At 73.2% G+C, this 17,545-nt stretch carries 15 protein-coding genes and 1 tRNA gene; 9 read left to right on the top strand and 7 right to left on the bottom strand.

From position 1 onward, the window contains the following. Window positions 1-92: 92 nt before the first annotated feature. Together AC07AL_RS10550 and AC07AL_RS10545 are read right to left on the bottom strand one after the other, a co-directional pair. Entirely contained in the window at window positions 93-1,466 is a 1,374-nt protein-coding gene (locus AC07AL_RS10550) for a serine hydrolase domain-containing protein (protein ID WP_400986190.1), read from the bottom strand. Window positions 1,467-1,476: 10 nt separating this feature from the next. Next, on the bottom strand, window positions 1,477-2,484 hold the full coding sequence (locus tag AC07AL_RS10545) for an SAM-dependent methyltransferase (RefSeq protein ID WP_363623121.1): 1,008 nt from the start codon (window positions 2,482-2,484) through the stop codon (window positions 1,477-1,479). 256 nt (window positions 2,485-2,740) lie between these two features. Here AC07AL_RS10545 and AC07AL_RS10540 point away from each other — a divergent pair, with 256 nt between their 5' ends. From AC07AL_RS10540 to AC07AL_RS10500, 9 genes are all read left to right on the top strand, one after another. Beyond that, a complete protein-coding gene (locus AC07AL_RS10540; protein WP_400803893.1) occupies window positions 2,741-2,938 on the top strand; it encodes an MbtH family protein in 198 nt (65 codons plus the stop codon). Between the two features lie 43 nt (window positions 2,939-2,981). Beyond that, entirely contained in the window at window positions 2,982-3,944 is a 963-nt protein-coding gene (locus AC07AL_RS10535) for a TauD/TfdA family dioxygenase (RefSeq protein ID WP_400986189.1), read from the top strand. A 264-nt stretch (window positions 3,945-4,208) separates the two neighbouring features. Further along, entirely contained in the window at window positions 4,209-4,973 is a 765-nt protein-coding gene (locus AC07AL_RS10530; protein ID WP_400326935.1) for a DUF4097 family beta strand repeat-containing protein, read from the top strand. Between the two features lie 3 nt (window positions 4,974-4,976). Further along, window positions 4,977-5,873 carry an ABC transporter ATP-binding protein gene (locus tag AC07AL_RS10525; RefSeq protein WP_363623113.1) on the top strand — a complete coding sequence of 299 codons (897 nt, stop codon included), beginning with the start codon at window positions 4,977-4,979 and terminating at the stop codon, window positions 5,871-5,873. Continuing rightward, window positions 5,873-7,477: an ABC transporter permease gene (locus AC07AL_RS10520; RefSeq protein WP_478317320.1), complete on the top strand. Its 1,605-nt coding sequence runs from the start codon at window positions 5,873-5,875 to the stop codon at window positions 7,475-7,477. Before AC07AL_RS10525 ends, AC07AL_RS10520 begins: the two co-directional genes overlap by 1 nt. 198 nt (window positions 7,478-7,675) lie before the next feature. Beyond that, window positions 7,676-8,929, top strand: coding sequence for a sensor histidine kinase (locus AC07AL_RS10515; protein ID WP_478317319.1), 1,254 nt, complete (start codon window positions 7,676-7,678; stop codon window positions 8,927-8,929). Then, window positions 8,926-9,603 carry a response regulator transcription factor gene (locus tag AC07AL_RS10510; protein WP_363623107.1) on the top strand — a complete coding sequence of 226 codons (678 nt, stop codon included), beginning with the start codon at window positions 8,926-8,928 and terminating at the stop codon, window positions 9,601-9,603. Before AC07AL_RS10515 ends, AC07AL_RS10510 begins: the two co-directional genes overlap by 4 nt. A gap of 242 nt (window positions 9,604-9,845) precedes the next feature. Further along, on the top strand, window positions 9,846-10,841 hold the full coding sequence (locus tag AC07AL_RS10505) for an ArsR/SmtB family transcription factor (RefSeq protein ID WP_478317318.1): 996 nt from the start codon (window positions 9,846-9,848) through the stop codon (window positions 10,839-10,841). A 190-nt stretch (window positions 10,842-11,031) separates the two neighbouring features. Then, complete coding sequence (locus AC07AL_RS10500) at window positions 11,032-11,988, top strand: TauD/TfdA family dioxygenase (protein ID WP_400326951.1); 957 nt, start codon at window positions 11,032-11,034, stop codon at window positions 11,986-11,988. A gap of 71 nt (window positions 11,989-12,059) precedes the next feature. Here the strand turns inward: AC07AL_RS10500 and AC07AL_RS10495 are convergent. From AC07AL_RS10495 to AC07AL_RS10475, 5 genes are all read right to left on the bottom strand, one after another. Beyond that, window positions 12,060-12,133: transfer RNA gene (locus AC07AL_RS10495), tRNA-Thr, on the bottom strand. 82 nt (window positions 12,134-12,215) lie between these two features. Then, window positions 12,216-12,881, bottom strand: coding sequence for a leucine efflux protein LeuE (gene leuE, locus AC07AL_RS10490; protein ID WP_400326991.1), 666 nt, complete (start codon window positions 12,879-12,881; stop codon window positions 12,216-12,218). Window positions 12,882-12,970: 89 nt separating this feature from the next. After that, on the bottom strand, window positions 12,971-14,659 hold the full coding sequence (locus AC07AL_RS10485) for an alpha/beta hydrolase (RefSeq protein ID WP_478317317.1): 1,689 nt from the start codon (window positions 14,657-14,659) through the stop codon (window positions 12,971-12,973). Window positions 14,660-14,799: 140 nt separating this feature from the next. Then, complete coding sequence (locus AC07AL_RS10480; protein ID WP_478317316.1) at window positions 14,800-15,921, bottom strand: alpha/beta hydrolase; 1,122 nt, start codon at window positions 15,919-15,921, stop codon at window positions 14,800-14,802. A gap of 263 nt (window positions 15,922-16,184) precedes the next feature. Further along, a complete protein-coding gene (locus AC07AL_RS10475; RefSeq protein WP_363627900.1) occupies window positions 16,185-17,396 on the bottom strand; it encodes a DNA polymerase III subunit delta' in 1,212 nt (403 codons plus the stop codon). Window positions 17,397-17,545 lie beyond the last annotated feature (149 nt).

Raw genomic sequence — 17,545 nt, 5'->3', positions numbered from 1 at the left:
TCAGCCGCCCGGCCGTCCGGTCCGACGACGGCTTCGGACTCCCGCGGGTCGCGGGAGTCCGGAACACGCTGGTTACTGCCGTGCGCCGCCGCTCACCACCGGGCCGCCAGGCGCCCGCCGACCTGCATGCGGTCGATCCGCCCGGTGTCCGGGTCCCGGTGGAAGCGGCCGGTGTAGCCGGTCCGCTCGGTGGTCAGCTCGACGACCGAGAACGCCAGGTCCGACCGGACGGCGAGCCGGGCGAACGGTCGGCCTCCCTGGTCGAGCCGCAGGCCGTCCGGGTCATGGACCAGGCGGTACTCGGTGGCGCCGTTGCGGTAGGTCCCCGCGCAGTCGGCGAGGAGGTGGTCGGGGGCCGGCGGCGCGTCGCCGCGCAGCCGGGTGAACGGGTGACTGCCGACCTCGATCCCGGCCTCGCCCAGTTCGGCCAGCAGGTCGTCCCAGAGCGCGAGTCCGGTGCCCGCGTTGGTGGTCAGCGCGACGACCGTGCCCTCCTGCGGGTCGACCCTCAGGTGGCAGGAGGTGCCGTCGCCGGTGCCGTCGTGACCGACCCAGGTCCGGCCGTCCGGGGCCAGGTAGTGCGCGAGGCCGAGGCCCCAAGCGTCGGCCAGGCCGAACGCGTCGGTGTTCGGCTCGATCCGGCGCATCGTCTCGGTGACCCGGGGCGGCGGCAGCAGCGGCCCTCGCGGGCGCACCGGTTCGTCCGCGAGCAGGGTGCCGAACCGCAGCAGGTCCGCGGCGGCGAGCGCGAGCGCGCCGGCCGGCGCCTCCACCGGCGGCAGCAGCTGGGCCACCGGGCGGGCGGTACCGTACGCCGGCTGCGCGGCGTGCCCGGGGACGTGCCCGGCGGCGGCGCCCGAGCCGGTGACGAAGGCCGCGCGGATGCCGAGCGGACGCAGCAGGACCGAGGTGACGGCCTCCTCCCACGGCATGCCGAGGGCCAGTTCGGCGACCCGGCCGGCCGCCACCAGCCCGACGTTGGAGTAGGAGAAGGCCGTGCCCGGCGGGCAGACCACGGCCGCCGCGGCCTCCCTGAGGTACTGGTCGCGGTCGGCCGGCGGCTGCTCGGCGGGGTGGCTCCCGGGCAGTCCGCCGGTGTGGGTGAGCAGGTGCCGCAGCGTCAGTTCGCTCCCGAGCGCCCCGGGCAGCGCCGCGAACTCGCGGAACTGCCCGCCGAGCGGGGCGTCCGGGTCCACCTCGCCCTCGTCCGCCAGGGTCGTCAGCAGCGCGGCGGTGAACGGCTTGGTGAGCGAGCCGACCGGGAACCGGGACTCCGCGGTGACCGGCCGACCGCTGTCGTAGCACTCCTCCCCGGCCGTCACGACCGAGGTCACGCCCTGGTGCAGGAGGGCGAGTTGGGCTCCGGGGACGGTGTGCCGGCGGATCAGTCGGTGCAGCAGCCGGCCGAGCCCGCCGGCGCTGGCCGGGTCGACGCTCCTGGTGGGGGGTGCCGAGGTGGTCGTCATGGTGTCGGGGTCACTCCAACTCGAAGACGACGGAGGCGGCGGGCGACTCGATCCGCTGCTCGCCGGCCAGCTTCCAGCCGGTCTCCTCGAAGACCCCGTACCACTCGTCCAGGGTGGGCACGTACACCCCCATCAGGTCGTGGGCGGACTCGAAGCCGAGGTTGAACAGCGGGATCCCGCGGTCCGGGTAGCCGACCGTGCGGGTGGTGTCGCCCAGCAGGAAGCGGCGCACGTTGGGGAACCGCTCGCGCAGGGTGCGCATCGACTTGACGGCGTTCTCGCGGGGCCAGAAGTCGTGGCCCATCATGAAGCAGGTGAGCAGCTCGACCTCCGCGAAGACGGGATGCGGGGCCAGGTCGCGAGCGTCCGCCTGGAGAGCGGTGATGCGGTCGGACAGGCCGGCCCTGGCCACCTCACGGGTGGTCATCTCGACGGCCGGGAGGCCGATGTCGAGGCCGAGGCCGCGGGTGCCCGGGTAGCGGTTGGCGATCTGGATGAGCCGCTCGCCGCTGCCGCAGCCGAGGTCGGCGGCGACCTTGAAGTCGAACGGCAGCCGGTCCATCGCGGCCCAGAACGCCGGGTCGAACGAGAACGAGGACAGCTCGCGGCAGGCGTAGCCGATGGCCGCGCCGTCCCGGTGGTAGAAGGAGCCGACCCGGTTCTCTTTTCGGAGCACCGAGGGCATTTCGGTGTAAAGACCGGAGCAGCCCCGGCTGAGCCAGTGGAAGTACGACCGGTAGGTGTTCACCTCGTCGAAGATCGGGCCGGGGCTGATCGTGCCGCCATCACGGGTGACGACTCCGACCGAGGCGAGCGCCTGGAACATCCCGCGGGACGCGACCGGATCCAGCCCGAGCTTTTCCGCCAGTTCCTCCGCATCCAGAGAGGCGGCGCCGTTCAGCTCGTCGAGCGCGCCCACCTCCCAGGCTGCGGCAATTGCCCAGGATGCCACCGCCGAGTTGTAGATGTCGGCCGATGTCAGTTTTGCTCCGGGTATCGCCACTTCAGTGATCGACATGGATGCCTCCTGTTCGGTTTCCGGCAGGTGACATCAGTTTCGACCGGAACCAACAGCAGGCTCCAGCTCCTTAAGCAGGGCACGATAACCGCAGGTCAGCGCGATTTACCGGTCCGCCGCAGGCATTCGGCGAAGCGAAGTCGGAGGGTCCGTTTTCCGATTTAAGGCCTGGCTTAACGAGCTTGTCAGCACGCCGAACCGCTTCCCAGCATGAGCGGTGCCAGTGCCGGCCCCACACCAGTTCAGGGAGAGACGAATGGGAAACCCGTTCGAGAATGCCGAAGGCACCTTCCGGGTTTTGGTCAACCAGGCGAACCAGCACAGCCTCTGGCCGGATTTCCTCGACGTTCCAGACGGTTGGTCGTCGACGTACGGACCGGACTCCAGGGAGGACTGCCTGCATTACATCGAGAGCAACTGGAACGATCTCCGCCCACGCTCCACCGCGTCCTGACCGGAAACCCCCAGGGCGCACCGACGCGAAAGAAAGGAAAGCGGTGTCCACGCTGCGGTTGCACGATGAAGAGCGCGACGAGATCGCGGTTCTCGCCGATGAATTCCTGGAGTCCCTGAACGGCGACCAGGACCCCTCGCGGATGTCCGCGGCTGCCACCGGCGCCGCCCAGCGGCTGCCGGAGCGGCTGCGGACCTTCCTCGCCGCGACCCGCACCGGCGGGGAGGCCATCACCGTGGTCTCCAACCTTCCGGTCCGGGCCGACCTGGAGCCCACCCCGCTCGGCTGGGAACCGGCCGCCAAGCTCGGCGCGGGCTGGCACGAGGAAGGCGTGCTGGCCCTGGTCGGCGCCGGGCTCGCCGAGCCGTTCGGCTGGACCAGCCAGCAGGCCGGCCGGCTGGTCCACGACGTCTGCCCCACCCCCGAGGACGACAACTCGCTGACCAGCGCCAGCAGCACCAGGGAACTCAACTTCCACACCGAGGACGTCTTCCACCCCTGCCGCAGCGACTACGTGGCCCTGCTGTGCCTGCGCAACCCCACCCAGGTGGGCACCACCTACGTCCGCGCCGAGGCACTCGACCTGCCTCAGAACGTCCGCGAGGTGCTGTTCCAGGAGCGCTTCCTGTTCCTCCCGGACGACTCCCACAACCTCGGCTCGCTGCCCGACAGCGCCGGCGACGGCTCGCAGCTCGGCGCCGTGCTGTTCGGCCCCCCGAACGCCCCCTACCTGCGCTTCGACATCGACTTCATGCGCCCGCTGCCCGGCGACGACGCGGCCGCCGAAGCCGTGGAGACCGTCCAGGCCGTCCTCGGCGAGCACGTGGAGCGGATCTCGCTCGCCCCCGGCGACCTGGTCTTCGTCGACAACTTCCGGGTGGTGCACGGCCGGGAGTCCTTCCGCTGCCGCTTCGACGGCACCGACCGCTGGCTCAAGCGGGTCAATCTCACCCGCGACGCCCGGCGAATCAGCGCCGTCACCGGAAAGCGGACCGTGCTGATCTGAGGTCGGAGCCGACGGCCCGCGACAACCGCTTCCGAACACCCCTTCCCCGCCCGCCCGGCACGGCCTTCACCGGCCCGTGCCGGGCGGGCGCTCTTTCCCCGGGGAATTCGTATAGTGAACCCCCGGTCCACCCCCGTCCGTTCATCCGTGCCGCCCCGGCCGAAAGAACGAGAGCGCGTCCTCGGCCAAAGGAACGAGACGCCCCGCCGATCTCTCCCGAAAGGCGGATGTCGCCGCCCCGGCCCCGCCGGGAGCATGACGGGTATGAAAATGTCGACCGCCAAGCTGGCCTGGGTGGCCCCGATCTCCGCACTGGCCATCGCACTCACGGGCTGCGGTGTGAGCGACGACCTGGACGCCCAACCCCGCAACGATTCCAAGGACTTCGGCTTCCAGGGCACGCACCTCACCGTGGACACCGACAAGGATGTGACCCTGGTGCCCGCCGACGGCACCACCCTCAGGGCCGACCGCAGGCTCGCCGGCCAGGCCGCGAAGGACGGCAACGCCGCCTGGACGCTGGAGGGCGAGACCCTCAAGCTGTCCGGCAAGTGCAGCGGCATCGTCCTCAACTGCAAGGCCCAGTACACCGTGCACGTCCCCAAGGGCGTGGCCGTGACCGTCCAGGGCAGCGGATCGGCCGGCATCACCGCCAAGGGCATCGACGGCAAGCTCGACGTGAAGACCGAGCAGGGCTCGGTGGACCTCGACGGCCTCGCCGCGCCGCTCACCGTCCGCACCGACAAGGGCAAGGTCGACGCGAGCGGCCTCTCCTCCGCCGACGTGGACGTCGCCAACGAGAACGGCAGCGTGAAGCTGACCTTCGTCAAGGCGCCCGACAAGGTCAAGGCCGAGTCCGACACCGGCAGCATCACCGTGCGGGTCCCCGAGGACGGCACCCGCTACCACGTCGAGGCCAAGGCCGGCTCGTCCAACCCCCACGTGGAGGTCGGCGAGGACCCGAACTCCGCCCACGCCATCACCGTCGCCTCCAAGGTCGGTGTCGTCCGCGTCAACACGAAGGACTGAGCGATGGAACTCCAGATCACCGATCTGACCAAGGAGTACCGCGGCGGCAAGCGAGCGGTGGACTCCTTCTCGCTGACCCTGCGCCCCGGCGTGCTCGGCCTGCTCGGCTCCAACGGCGCCGGCAAGTCCAGCCTGATGCGGATCCTGGCCACCGTCACCAAGCCGACCTCCGGCCGGGTGTTCTGGAACGGCACCGACATCGCCGAGAACCCCGGCCCGCTGCGCCGCACCATCGGCTACCTGCCACAGGACTTCGGCGTCTACCCGCAGCTGACCGCCCGCGAGTTCCTCTCCTACCTGGCCTCGGCCAAGGGGCTGCAGGGCCGTTCCGCGAACGCCCGGATCACCGAGCTGCTCGACCTGGTCAACCTCTCCGGAGCCGCCAAGCAGCGGCTCGGTTCGATGTCCGGCGGCATGCGCCAGCGGGTCGGCATCGCCCAGGCGCTGCTCAACGACCCCCAGCTGCTGATCGTCGACGAGCCGACCGTCGGCCTCGACCCGGAGGAACGGATGCGGTTCAGCAACCTGCTCACCGGCCTCGGCTCCGAGCGGATCGTGATCCTCTCCACCCACATCGTCTCCGACGTGGCGGCCACCGCCGACCGGATCGCCATCATGGGCAAGGGCCGGCTGATCCACCACGGCACCCCGGAGGAGCTCCTGCGGCTCGCCGAGGGCTCGGTCTGGGAGCTCACCGTGGCCTCCGACCAGATCCCGGCCCTGCGCTCGCGGTTCGTCCTCGGTGGCACCACGCGCACCCCGCAGGGCGTCCGCGCCCGGGTGATCTCCCCGCACGCGCCCGCCCAGCACGCCGAACCGGTCCCGCCGGGGCTCGACGACGCCTACCTGCTGCTGACCTCCGCCCCGGCTCCGGCCGTCCCGCAGGCGGTGGTGCGCTGATGGCGGGCACCGTCACCGCGCTCGCCCTCGCCGACTTCCGGGAGCGCCGACGCCGTCCCGCCTACCTGGTGGTCCTGCTCGGCACGCTCGCCCTGGGCCTGCTGGCCGCCCCGGTCGGCTCCTCGACCTGGCAGGTCTTCCAGATCAGCGGCTACCGGGGCCTGTACACCAGCGGCTACGTCGGCACCGTCACCGCGCTCGGCGGCGCTGTCTGGTTGGCGCTGGCCGGCTTCAACATCACCCGCGGCACCGTCCCCAAGGACGAGCGCAACGGCGTCGGCCAGATCCTCGCGGCCACGCCGATGACCCGCCCCTCGTACCTGTTCGGCAAGTTCTGCAGCAACCTGCTGGTGCTCGGCTCGATGCTGCTCGCCCTCGCGGTGACCGCGTTCGGCGTGCAGCTGGTCAAGGGCGAGTCGTACCACGTCGACGTCGTGCGCCTGCTGCTGCCCTTCGTCCTGATCACGCTCCCGCTGCTGGCCCTCGTCGCGGCCTGCGCGGTGCTCTTCGACACCCTGCCGGGCCTGCGCGGCGGCGTCGGCGCGCTGATCTGGTTCGTGGTCTGGCTGGTCGGCATCATGGCTTCCCAGGCCTCCGGCGCGTACGACCTGCTGAGCATGGAACGGATCAGCGAGTCGATGCGCCGGGCGATCTCGGCGGCCGGGCACCCGGCCGAGGCGGTGCGCTTCGGCGTCGGCCTCACCTCCGACGACAAGACCCCGGTCACCTTCGACTGGCAGGGCCTCGGTCTCGGCGATCTGGGCGGCGGCCTGCTGGCCAACGCCGCGTTGCTGGTGGCCGGTTCGCTGGTGGCCGCGCTGCTGTCGGTGCTCTGGTTCCGCCGCTTCGACCCGTCCGCCGCCATCGGCGCGGTCGGCGCGCTGGTCCCGGGCGCCAAGGGCGCGGCCGACCGGACCGGTGCCGAGCACGCCGACCACGCCGAGGAGCCGGCCGCCGGCGCGGGCACCTCCTTCGGCCTCGACCCGTCCCTGTTGACGCCGCCCCGGATGGGCTCGTCCTTCCTGCCCACACTGGTCGGCGAGGTACGCGTCCTGCTCCAGGGCATGCGCTGGTGGTGGCTGGGCACGCTGGCCCTGGCCGTGCTCGCCGCGTTCGTCCCGAGCGGGAACGTCCTCCACCCGGTGCTGCCGCTCACCGTGCTCTGGCCGGTGCTCATCTGGTCCCGGATGGGCAACCACGCCGGCGCCGGGAGCATCGACGACCTGCTCGCCGCCTGCCCGGCCGCAGGCCGCCGGCTGCTGGCAGGACTGCTCGCCGGGATCGCCGTGGCACTGGCCGTCACCGCGGTGCCGATCGTCCGGCTGATCGCCTCCGGCGACACCGGCGCGGCGGTCGCCGCCCTGGTCGGCGCCCTGGTGGTGCCCGCCCTGGCGATGCTCTGCGGGATCGTCAGCCGCGGTCCCCGGCTGTTCCAGGCGCTCTACCCGCTGCTCTGGTACGCGATGTTCAACCGCATCCCCGAGGTCGACTTCCTCGGCGTGGCGGAGGGCAAGGGCCCGGGCACGGCCGCGGTGGCCGCCGCCGCGGTGCTACTGGCCGCCCTGGCCCTCGGCGTGGACTCCGTACGGCGCGCCAACCGCTGAACCACCGCCCTCCGGGACAGGCCCGGCCAGCCCCGGCCCCAGGCCCGAGCGGCGCCCGGCACCCCCGTCCGGGCGCCGCTCCGACCGTCCCCGTCCAGCCGACGGCACCGACCGCCCGACCTACCCGCTCCCCCGCGACCTTCCGGCCTCCCGTTCCCTGATCGACCGTCCGACTCCACCGACCCGAAAGGCCGGCCCGTGCGGCTCCCCAGCCTCCGAGACCTCCTCGCCCAACCGGCCCCGGACCAGGCGTCCCCGGCGACGCCGGTGTCCACCCTGCCGCGCGCCGCCCGGGCCGCCCTGGCGGTCGGGTTCGGCGTGCTGTGGCTGCTGGACCTGGCCATGAGTCTGGACACCGCCGGACCACTGCTGCCGCTCGCCGGGCTGGTCCCGGCCGCCCTGGTGCTGTTCGGCCCGCGAGGCCGGCCCGAGCTGCGCGCCGGGGCGGCCGCGCTCTGGTCGCTGGTCTGGTCCGCCGTGGGCTTCGTCCGCGGCACCGAGCAGGACTCCCCCGGGCTGATGGAGCTGCTCGCGCTCAGCCTCCTGCTGATCACCACCGCCCGGCACATCCGCGCCCGCGCCGCCGTCATCGGCACCTGCGCCGCCCTGGTGATCGCCCTGCTGGGGCTGGCCGCACGGGTCTCCCGCAGCGCGTCCGGGACGGTGCTGACCGTCGTGCTGCTGGCCATCGTCGCCGGCGTCGCGATCGCCCTCGGCTGCTACCTGCGCGCGGCCGACACCCGCCGGCTCCGGGCCGTGGAACAGGTTCGCCGCGACGAACTGATCGACCTCGCCAACGACCTCAACGACTTCGTCGCCCACCACGTCACCGGCATCATCGTGCTGGCTCAGGCCGGCCGGGCGATCTGGCAGACCGCGCCGCAGGAAGTCGTCCCGATCTTCGACGACATCGAGCAGGCCGGCAGCGAATCCCTGGAGTCGATGCGGCAGTTGGTCACCATGTTGCGGGAGGGCACCGACCTGGCCGCCGCCTCGCCGCTCTCGGGGCAGGGCATCGCGCACATACCCGTCATGGTGGAGTCCTTCCGCCGGGGCGGCGCCTCGGTGGACCTGCAACTGGACGAGGCCGCGCTCACCGCCCGGCTCGCCCCCGAGATCGCCACCACCGCGCACCGGGTGATCACCGAGGGCCTGAGCAACGTGCGCCGGCACGCCCCGGACGCCACCGGGGTCACCGTACGGATAGGCCTCGGCCCGTCCACCCTGGAGGCCACCGTGCGCAGCGGACCGCCGCGCGGGGGAACGGCCCGCAAGGGTCTGCGTGTCCCCCACCTCGGACAGCAGGACCTCGGCCTCCTCGGGCTCCAGGAGCGCGTCCGGGCGGTCGGAGGAACGCTCACCGAGCGCCCGGACGATGCGGGAGGATGGGAGCTGACGGCCCTGCTCCCCGTGAGGAACACGGACCCCAGCACTCGGAGGATGCCGGCATGACCATCAAGGTGCTCATCGCGGACGACCAGGACATGGTCCGCACCGGCTTCCGGCTGATCCTCGACAGCCAGCCCGACATCGAGGTGCTCGGCGAGGCCGCCGACGGCGCCACCTGCGTCGAACTCGCCCGCCGGCTGAGGCCCGACGTCTGCCTGGTCGACATCAGCATGCCCCGGCTGAACGGCCTGCAGGTCACCCGGCTGCTGGCCGGCCCCGGGGTGAGCGACCCGCTGCGGGTGGTCGTGGTCACCACCTTCGACCTGGACGAGTACGTCTACGGCGCGCTGCGCGGCGGCGCCCAGGGCTTCCTGCTCAAGGACAGCGGATCGACCCTGCTGATCGAGGCGGTCCGCGCGGTCGCCGCCGGCGACGCGATGGTCTCCCCCGCCGTCACCGTGCGGCTGCTCAAGCGGCTCTCCGCCGCCGGGCCCGGGGCGGCCCAGGCCGCCGCGACGACGCTCTCCCCGACCGTCCTGACCGACCGGGAACTGGACGTGGCACGGCTGGTCGCCCGCGGCCGCACCAACCAGGAGATCGGCGAGACGCTGGCCATCTCCCTCTCCACCGTCAAGTCCCATCTGGCCAGCGTCCAGACGAAGTTGAAGGTTCGCAACCGGGTCGAGATCGCCGCCTGGGCCTGGGAGGGCGGCACCATGCAGCGGGGTGAGGGATAGGAACGACACCCAGGTAGAACACCCTCTGTTCGCCGCACCTCCACCGCCCCCACCCTTCCTGTCACCGAGTGCGACCCCCTGGCCCGATCCTGCGGATCTCCCGAACGGGGGATACCCCGGCGCGCCGGCGAACGGCGATGATTGCCCCCAGTCGAATGAGGGGGAACTTCGGCCGAACGTCCGCGTGGCCGAGTTCTCTTCGGGGGAAGGGGAACACGTTCGTGAGCCGCATCGTCTTTTCCATGGAGGACCTCGTCCGCGTCCGGGTCGCCGGACCACCGACAGCCGAGGCCGAGGCGGCGTTCGCCTTGGACAACTGGTCGAAGAACTCGGGTGGTTACTTCCGAAGATGGCATCAGACAGTCACCAACAGCGTACGGAGCCGAGAAGAGCTCCAGCGTCTGATACACCGCTTCGACCTTTCCGGACGGACCATCTGGGATCTACTCGGCGCTCCGCCACCGCAGGTGGACGATCCGTCCGACCCGTTACCGCGGCTTCCGGAACGAACCACCGGTGAGGACCTCCCCTCCGGACCGGACGGCCTGGTCCAGGAGTTCGGCACGATCGCCGTCCTCCCGTACTGGCAGGCCATCCACGCCCGGCTGGTCCGCGACACCGACGCCTACCGGCAGATCATGAGCGCCTCCGGAGTCGAGACGCTGCTCCAGGCCCTGCACCCGCGCGTCCACTGGCGGGCACCGGTTCTGGAGGTCGAGGACGACCGGGACGAGACCATCGAGCTCAGCGGCCGCGGCCTGCTCATCACGCCGTCGCTGTTCCTGACCGCGCCCGCCCTGGTCCCGCCGCACGCCACCGTGGTCAAGGCCGAACCGGCCCCGGCCCTGGTCTTCCCGATACGCCCGGACTCCCGCGGGGACGCCGTGCTCGGCACCCGTGAGGCCGAGCGGCCGCTCGACCCCGCCCAGGGCGAGGCCCTCGCCAGCCTCGTCGGCAAGACCCGGGCCGCCCTGCTGGAGGCCCTGCTCAACGGCAGCACCAACGGCGAACTCGCCGACCGCGTCGGCGTCTCCAACGCCGCCGTCAGCCAGCACACCTCGGTCCTGCGGGCGGCCGGCCTGATCGCCACCCGTCGCACCCGCAACCTCGTCCTGCACACCGTGACTCCCCTGGGCCGTTCCCTGCTGAACGGCGGCACCCGTCTCCTGGCCCACCCCCCGGGCACGGCGCCGCACCGGAACGCGCCCCACGGCCGGTCCGTCCTGGCCGGCCGGTAGCCCTCGGCCCACCGCCGGGTCCGCGGCCCCACCGCGGCCCCGGCCCCGCGTTCGCCAGACGTTTTCGGGCCTCTCTTAATCGCCTGTCCCCGGCAGCGGCCAGGCGGCGAAGATGACAGCGTTCCCGATCCCCGACACCACCGCACAGACGAGGTGAGCCGCCGTGACGAGATCGCGTACGGACCTTGAAGTGTCCTTCCTCGAAGAGAGCGGGACGGTGCAGCCCGTCGCCACCGTTCCCGACCGGACGGAGCGCGGCGAGTGGCTGCTCGCCCACCGCCCCGAACTACGCCGACTGACCCTGCGCCACGGCTCGCTGAGGCTCATCGGCGCCGCAGTCGCCTCCACCGACGAGCTGGCCGGCGTGGCCGCCGTCCTCGGCGGCGGCGCCCTGGAGTACACCGAGCGCTCCACCCCGCGCTCGCGGGTCGCCGGCAGCGTCTACACCTCCACCGAGTACCCGGCCGACCAGCGCATCCCCCAGCACAACGAGAGCTCCTACTCCTCGCGCTGGCCGGACCACCTCTTCTTCCTCGCCACCCGCACCCCGAGCACCGGCGGCCAGACCCCGGTCGCGGACAGCCGCACCGTCCTCACCGAGCTCCCGGCCGAGCTGGTCGAGAAGTTCTCCGCCCTCGGCGTGCGCTACACCCGTGCCTACCACGACGGCATCGGCCTCTCCTGGCAGGAGGCCTTCCAGACCGAGGACCGCGGGCACATCGAGGCCTACTGCCGCGACAACGGCATCGCCTGGGAGTGGGAGGGCGACCTACTGCGCACCAGCCAGGTCCGCCCGGCGCTCACCCGGCACCCGGTGACCGGCGAGACCGTCTGGTTCAACCAGGCCCACCTCTTCCACATCGGCTCACTGCCCGCGAAGACCACCGAGGCCCTCCTCGCCGTCTTCCCCGAGCAGAACCTGCCGCGCAACGCCTACTTCGGCGACGGCAGCCCCATCGACGCCGACACCCTGGCCGAGATCCACGCCGCCTTCGACCGCACCACCCTCGCCCCCGACTGGACACAGGGCGACGTCATGGTCGTCGACAACATCCTCGCCAGCCACGGTCGAGCCCCCTACAAGGGCGACCGCACCGTCCTGGTCACCATGACCTCCGCCACCTGGGCCGACTGGCCCGCCCCCTGATCCCCGCCCCACTCCACCCCACGCACGCAAAAGCCCCAGGTCACGGCGAGTGAGTCCTGGGGCTTCTACAGAGCCGCCTGCGGGATTCGAACCCGCGACCTACGCATTACGAGTGCGTTGCTCTGGCCAGCTGAGCTAAGGCGGCGCCGTTGTCACGCGTGGTGGCAACGCGGGCCAGTCTACACAGGTTTCGCGGGTGATCCACACCCGGTTGGCGGGGGTGGGGGTCAGGCGGAGGAGACGGCGAGTTTGGCGGCGAAGCCGGCGAAGAGGACGGCGACGCCGCTGGTGAGGGTGGCGGAGAGGCGACGGCGGCGGCGGAAGGCGGTGGCGAGGGTGGTGCCGGCGAAGATCAGCAGGGAGAGGTAGAGCACGCTGAAGGTCTGCAGGATGCCGCCGAGCAGGCCGAAGGAGAGGGCCGGCTGTCCGTAGGCCGGGTCGACGAACTGGGTGAAGAAGGAGAGCAGGAAGAGGATCGCCTTCGGGTTCAGCAGGCTGATCACCAGGGCGCGGCGGAACGGGCGCTCGACGGGTTCGGCGGCCGGTTCGGCGGTGGCGGCGGGGTTGTCGGGGTTGTCGGCGGTCCGGCGTTCGCGCCAGAGCTGGCGGGCGGCGCGGAGCATGCCGTAGCCGATCCAGAGCAGGTAGGCGGCGCCGCCGAGCTTGACCACGGCGAAGACGGCCGGGTTGGCCTTGAGGAGGGAGGCGGCGCCCAGCGAGGTGAGGCTGATCAGGGTGAGGTCGCCGACGAAGACGCCGGCGGCGGCCTGGTAGCCGGTCCGGATGCCCTTGCGGGCGGCGACGGACAGCACGTACAGGGAGTTGGGGCCGGGCAGTAGGACGATGACGAGGGCGCCGAGGACGTACGTCGCCAGGTCGTTGACTCCGAGCACGGTGCGCTCCGGGGAGGGGAGGGGATGAGGGCGGGGGGCGCTCATCGTAACGTCGCACCGGCGGTCGGTTGAAGCGGAAACCATCCCGCCTACCGGGTGCAGCGCGCGCCCGGCTCCGGTGCCTCGCCCGCCAGCAGGTAGCGGTTGACCGCGCCGTCCACGCAGGCGTCGTGGTGCGCGTACGCGGTGTGGCCGTCCCCGTCGTAGGTGAGCAGGCGTCCGGACTCCAGTTGCCCGGCCAGCGCCTGGGCCCACGCGTACGGGGTGGCCGGGTCGCGGGTGGTGCCGACGACGACGATGGGGGCGGCGCCGGCGGCCCGGATGGTGTGCGCCGTGCCGGTGGCCCGGACCGGCCAGTAGGTGCAGGCCAGCGCCATCCACGCCATGTCGCGGCCGAAGTGCGGCGAGGCCTGTTCGAAGTCCGGCACGGCGCGCTGGACGTCCTCCGGCCCGGCGAACGGGGCGGGCAGGTCGAGGCAGTTCACCGCCGTGTTGGCGAACATCAGGTTGGGGTACGAGCCGTCCGCCTCGCGCCCGTAGTAGGAGTCGGAGAGCCTCAGCAGGCTGGTGCCGTCGCCGGCCTTGGCGTCGGTGAGCGCGGTGCGCAGTTTGGGCCAGAGGAAGTCGGCGTACATGGCCTGGATGACGCCGGTGGTCGCCTGGGCCTCGGTGAGTCGCCGGCCGTGGTCGGTGCTGGGCAGCGGGTTGGCCTGGACGGTGACGAGCAGGGCGGTGAGCTGCTCGCCGATCTGCTGTTCGGTGCGGCCGAGCGGGCAGTCCTCGTGCTTGGCGCAGTCCTTGGCGAAGGCGGCCCAGGCCGTCTCGAAGCCGCCGGCCTGGGTGCGGTTGCCGGTGACCGAGTCGAGCGACGGGTCCACCGCGCCGTCCAGCACCAGCCGCCCGACCCGGCCGGGGAAGAGCCCGGCGTAGGTGGCGCCGAGGAAGGTGCCGTAGGACTTGCCGACGTAGTTCAGCCGCTCGTCGCCGAGCAGGGCGCGCAGCACGTCCATGTCGCGGGCGGCCTCGACGGTGCCGAGGTGGCCGAGCGCCGCCCCGGCGCGCTGGCGGCAGCCCTCGGCGAACTCCTTGTCGGCGGCGACCAGGGCGTCGATTCCGTGCTGGTCGCCGGGGGTGAGGTCGACGGCGGTGTAGGCGTCCATCCGGTCGCCGCTCAGGCAGGTGACCGGGTTGCTGCGGCCGACCCCGCGCGGGTCGAGGCCGACCAGGTCGTACCGGGCGCGCACGCCGCTGTCGTACGTCCGCGCGGTGGCCTCCAGGTACTCGACCGCCGAGCCGCCGGGCCCGCCGGGGTTGAGCAGCAGCGAGCCGAGCCGGCCTCCCCCGGCCCCCTCCTCGGAGCCCGAGCCCGAGCCCGAGCCCGCCGGGACGGCGGTGGCGCGGGCCGCCACCAGGGTGAGGTCACCGTCGCCGGGGCGGTCGTAGTCCAGCGGCACCCGGAAGGCGGTGCACTCGAATCCGCCGTCGCACGGCTGCCAGTCGAGCCGCTGCGCGTAGTACGGGGCCAGCCCGGCCGGGACGGCGGCGGGCAGCGGCTCCAGCGGCGTGACCCCGGGCGCGGCCGGGCTGGACGGCCCGGCGCCCCCCGCCCCGGACGAACCCGCTGAACCCTCTGAACCCTCTGAACCCGAGGAACCCGAGGAACCCGAGGAACCCGACGAGCTCGTCGAACCAGACGAACTCGAGGAACCCGCACCGCACCCGCCCGCCAGCAGCCCGACGGCGAGCGCCGCCGCCAGTACCCGCCCGGTGGCCCTCATCCGACCCCTCGCGATCATCCGAGCCCTCTCGATCGTCACCCAGGGTCGTCGCCCGGCGACCCGACTCGCATTGCACCACAGCACGCCGCCCGGCACCCGCTACGGGCACCGGGCGGCGACGCCCCGTCCGGGACGGCGGCTCAGGACGCCTTGGCCAGCGCGTCGGCCAGGTACTGCGCCGCCTGCCGGACGAGCCGCATCCGCTCCCGGTCGGGGGTGTAGTCCTGCACGTTGTCGGAGATCTTCACCTCGGCCTTGGCCGCCGGTCCGGCCCCGGCCGTGAGCGCGGCCTGGAGCTTGCGGGCCGCGTCCAGCCCGGCCGTGTCGGCCTTGGCGGCGGCCAGCAGGAGCTTCGCCGCGCTGCCGGCCGGGGCCTCGGCGCCGGCCTGGGTGAGCGCGGCGGCGTCGTAGCGGCCGGACACCGCGGCGGCGGCGCCGTACAGGTCGGGGCGGGACAGCACGGCGGCGGCGGCGCACGGCGCACCGCCCTCGACGCCGAGGGTGCCCCAGGAGGCCGGGCCGGGCGCCAGGATGCGGAACGAGGCGGCGATGGCGGCGCGCAGCGTCTCGTCGTCGGCGACGGCGGCCGGCGCGGCGGCGACCAGGTCGCAGGGGTGCGCGGTGCCGTTCGGCGCCTCGGGGGCGACCAGGATGAAGGGGCGGGCGCGGCCGGTCTGCAGGGCTGCGGTGAGGCCCTCGAAGACGTCCGGGACCTCGGCGTCGGCGGTCTTGCGCGGGGTGGCCGCCTGCATCACGACGACGGGGAAGCGCGCGTTCGGCTCCTTGGCGTACTGCGGCGGGAGCCAGACCCGGACGGTGCGCGGCTGCCCGTCCGGGCCGGGCACGGCGGACTGCAGCAGCTCGCCGCCGCCCGGCTGGCCGACACCGTCGAAGTGGTTCACGGCGGCGGAGGCCGCGGCCGGCTCCGCCACGACGGGCGGCGCCGGCTGCTGCCGGACCGCCGGTCCCCCGCCCTGGCCCGCACCCGCCGCGTCGACCACCGGCTCGGCCCGGTCCGATTCCTGGCCGCGGGGGGTCAGGCCGCCGAACGCCCCGAGCGCCGTGAGCAGCGTCAATGCGGTGACGCAGACCCCGCAGATCATCGCTCCGGCCGCCCGCACCAGCATCGGCCAGCGTTCACCGGCCAGTTCGTACGTCGCGGCGGCGCGCAGGTCGCGCCAGCGCTGGAGCGCGCCGCGGGCCAGCCAGATCCCGCCCAGCGCGGCCATCAGCAGAGGGATGACGAGGAGCGAACGAACCATGGGACGCACCGCCTCGGGAGGAGGGCCGGCGCCGGACGGGACCCGGTGCCGTACGGGGGCGACGGCCCCGGCACCGGGGCACAGTCGGCCCCCAGCGTGCACAACGGGCGGACGGTCACACGCGGGTGTGCCCGGCGCGTATCGATCATTCACTCGAAGGTGGGACAACGGGACGGCTCCGGGAGGCCTACGCCGGGCGTTCAGCCCGACGGGCCCACCCCGGAACGGCCCGGCGGCGCGGCAGCGCGGCAGCGCGGTTCAGCTCAGCCCGCGCGCAGCGCCACCGTCATCGCCTCGACGGCGAGCAGCGGATCCACGTTGCGGTCCAACGCCTGCCGACAGGCGAGCACCGCCTCGATCCGGCGCAGCGTGCTCTCCGGCGGGCCCTCCTGCGCGACCCGGTTCAGGGCCTGCCGCTGGTCCTCGTTGGCGAGGGTGCCGCTGGAGCCGAGCTGCAGCGCGAGCACGTCCCGGTAGAAGCCGAGCAGGTCGAGCAGTGCGACGCCGAGGGTCTCCCGGCGGGTGCGGGTGGCCCGGCTCTTCTGCCGCTTCTCCAGTTCCTTGACCGCCCCGGCCATGCCGCGCGGCGCCTTGCTGCCCTCGGTGGCGCCGTAGGCGGCCTTCAGGTCGTCGGTCTCCTTGGCGTCCTGGGTCTCGGCGAGCGCCTCGGCGTCGGCCTTGGCGGTGTCGACGAGGCGCTGGGCGGCGGCCAGGCAGCCGCCGATGTCGGCGACCTCCAGCGGGATCCGCAGCACCTCGGCGCGGCGGGTGCGGGCCTGGTCGTCGACGGCGAGGCGGCGCGCGCGCCCGACGTCGCCCTGCCCGGCGAGCGCGGCCAGCCGGGCCGTCTCCGGGTCGACGCCGTCGCGGCGGACCAGCATGTCGGCGACGGCCTCGGCGGTGGGCGTGCGCAGGACGAGCAGGCGGCAGCGCGAACGGATGGTCGGCAGCACGTCCTGGACGGAGGGGGCGCAGAGCAGCCAGACGGTGCGCGGGGAGGGCTCCTCCACGCCCTTGAGCAGCGCGTTCGCGGCGGCCTCGGTGAGCCGGTGGGCGGCGTCGACCAGGATCACCGACCAGCGGCCGCCGGTCGGGTAGCTGGAGGCGCGCAGCACGAGCTCGCGCATGTCGCCGACGCCGATGGACAGGCCGTCGGTCCGGACGTACTTGACGTCGGCGTGGCTGCCGGCCAGCACGGTGTGGCAGCCGTCGCAGAACCCGCAGCCGGGCGTACCGCCGAGCGCGAGGTCCGGGCTGGTGCACTGGAGGGCCGCGGCGAACGCGCGCGCAGCGGTGACCTGCCCGGCCCCGGGCGGGCCGGTGAACAGCCAGGCGTGCGTCATCAGGGAGGCGTTCCCGCCCGGCTGCGGGCCGGCTCCGCGGCCGGCCGCGATCGTCGCCCCGGCCGACCGGGCGGCGGCGGTCAGCTGCTCGACCACCCGCTCCTGGCCCACCAGGTCGTCCCAGACGGCCACTGCTGCTCCCAAGCTCCGTACGGCAGCGCTCCCGGCGCCTCTTCCCCGCCGTCGAGCATACGTGTCCGCTCCGACAGCCACGGCGCCCTCCGGGGTGCCCACCACCGAAGGAGGCGCCCCGACGCCGAAGGCGACGGGCGGCGCCGCCG

The organism is Kitasatospora sp. NPDC043949 (assembly GCF_056435365.1).
Note: the sequence above shows the minus strand (reverse complement) of the source record. Positions and strands in the feature narration are given on the sequence as shown.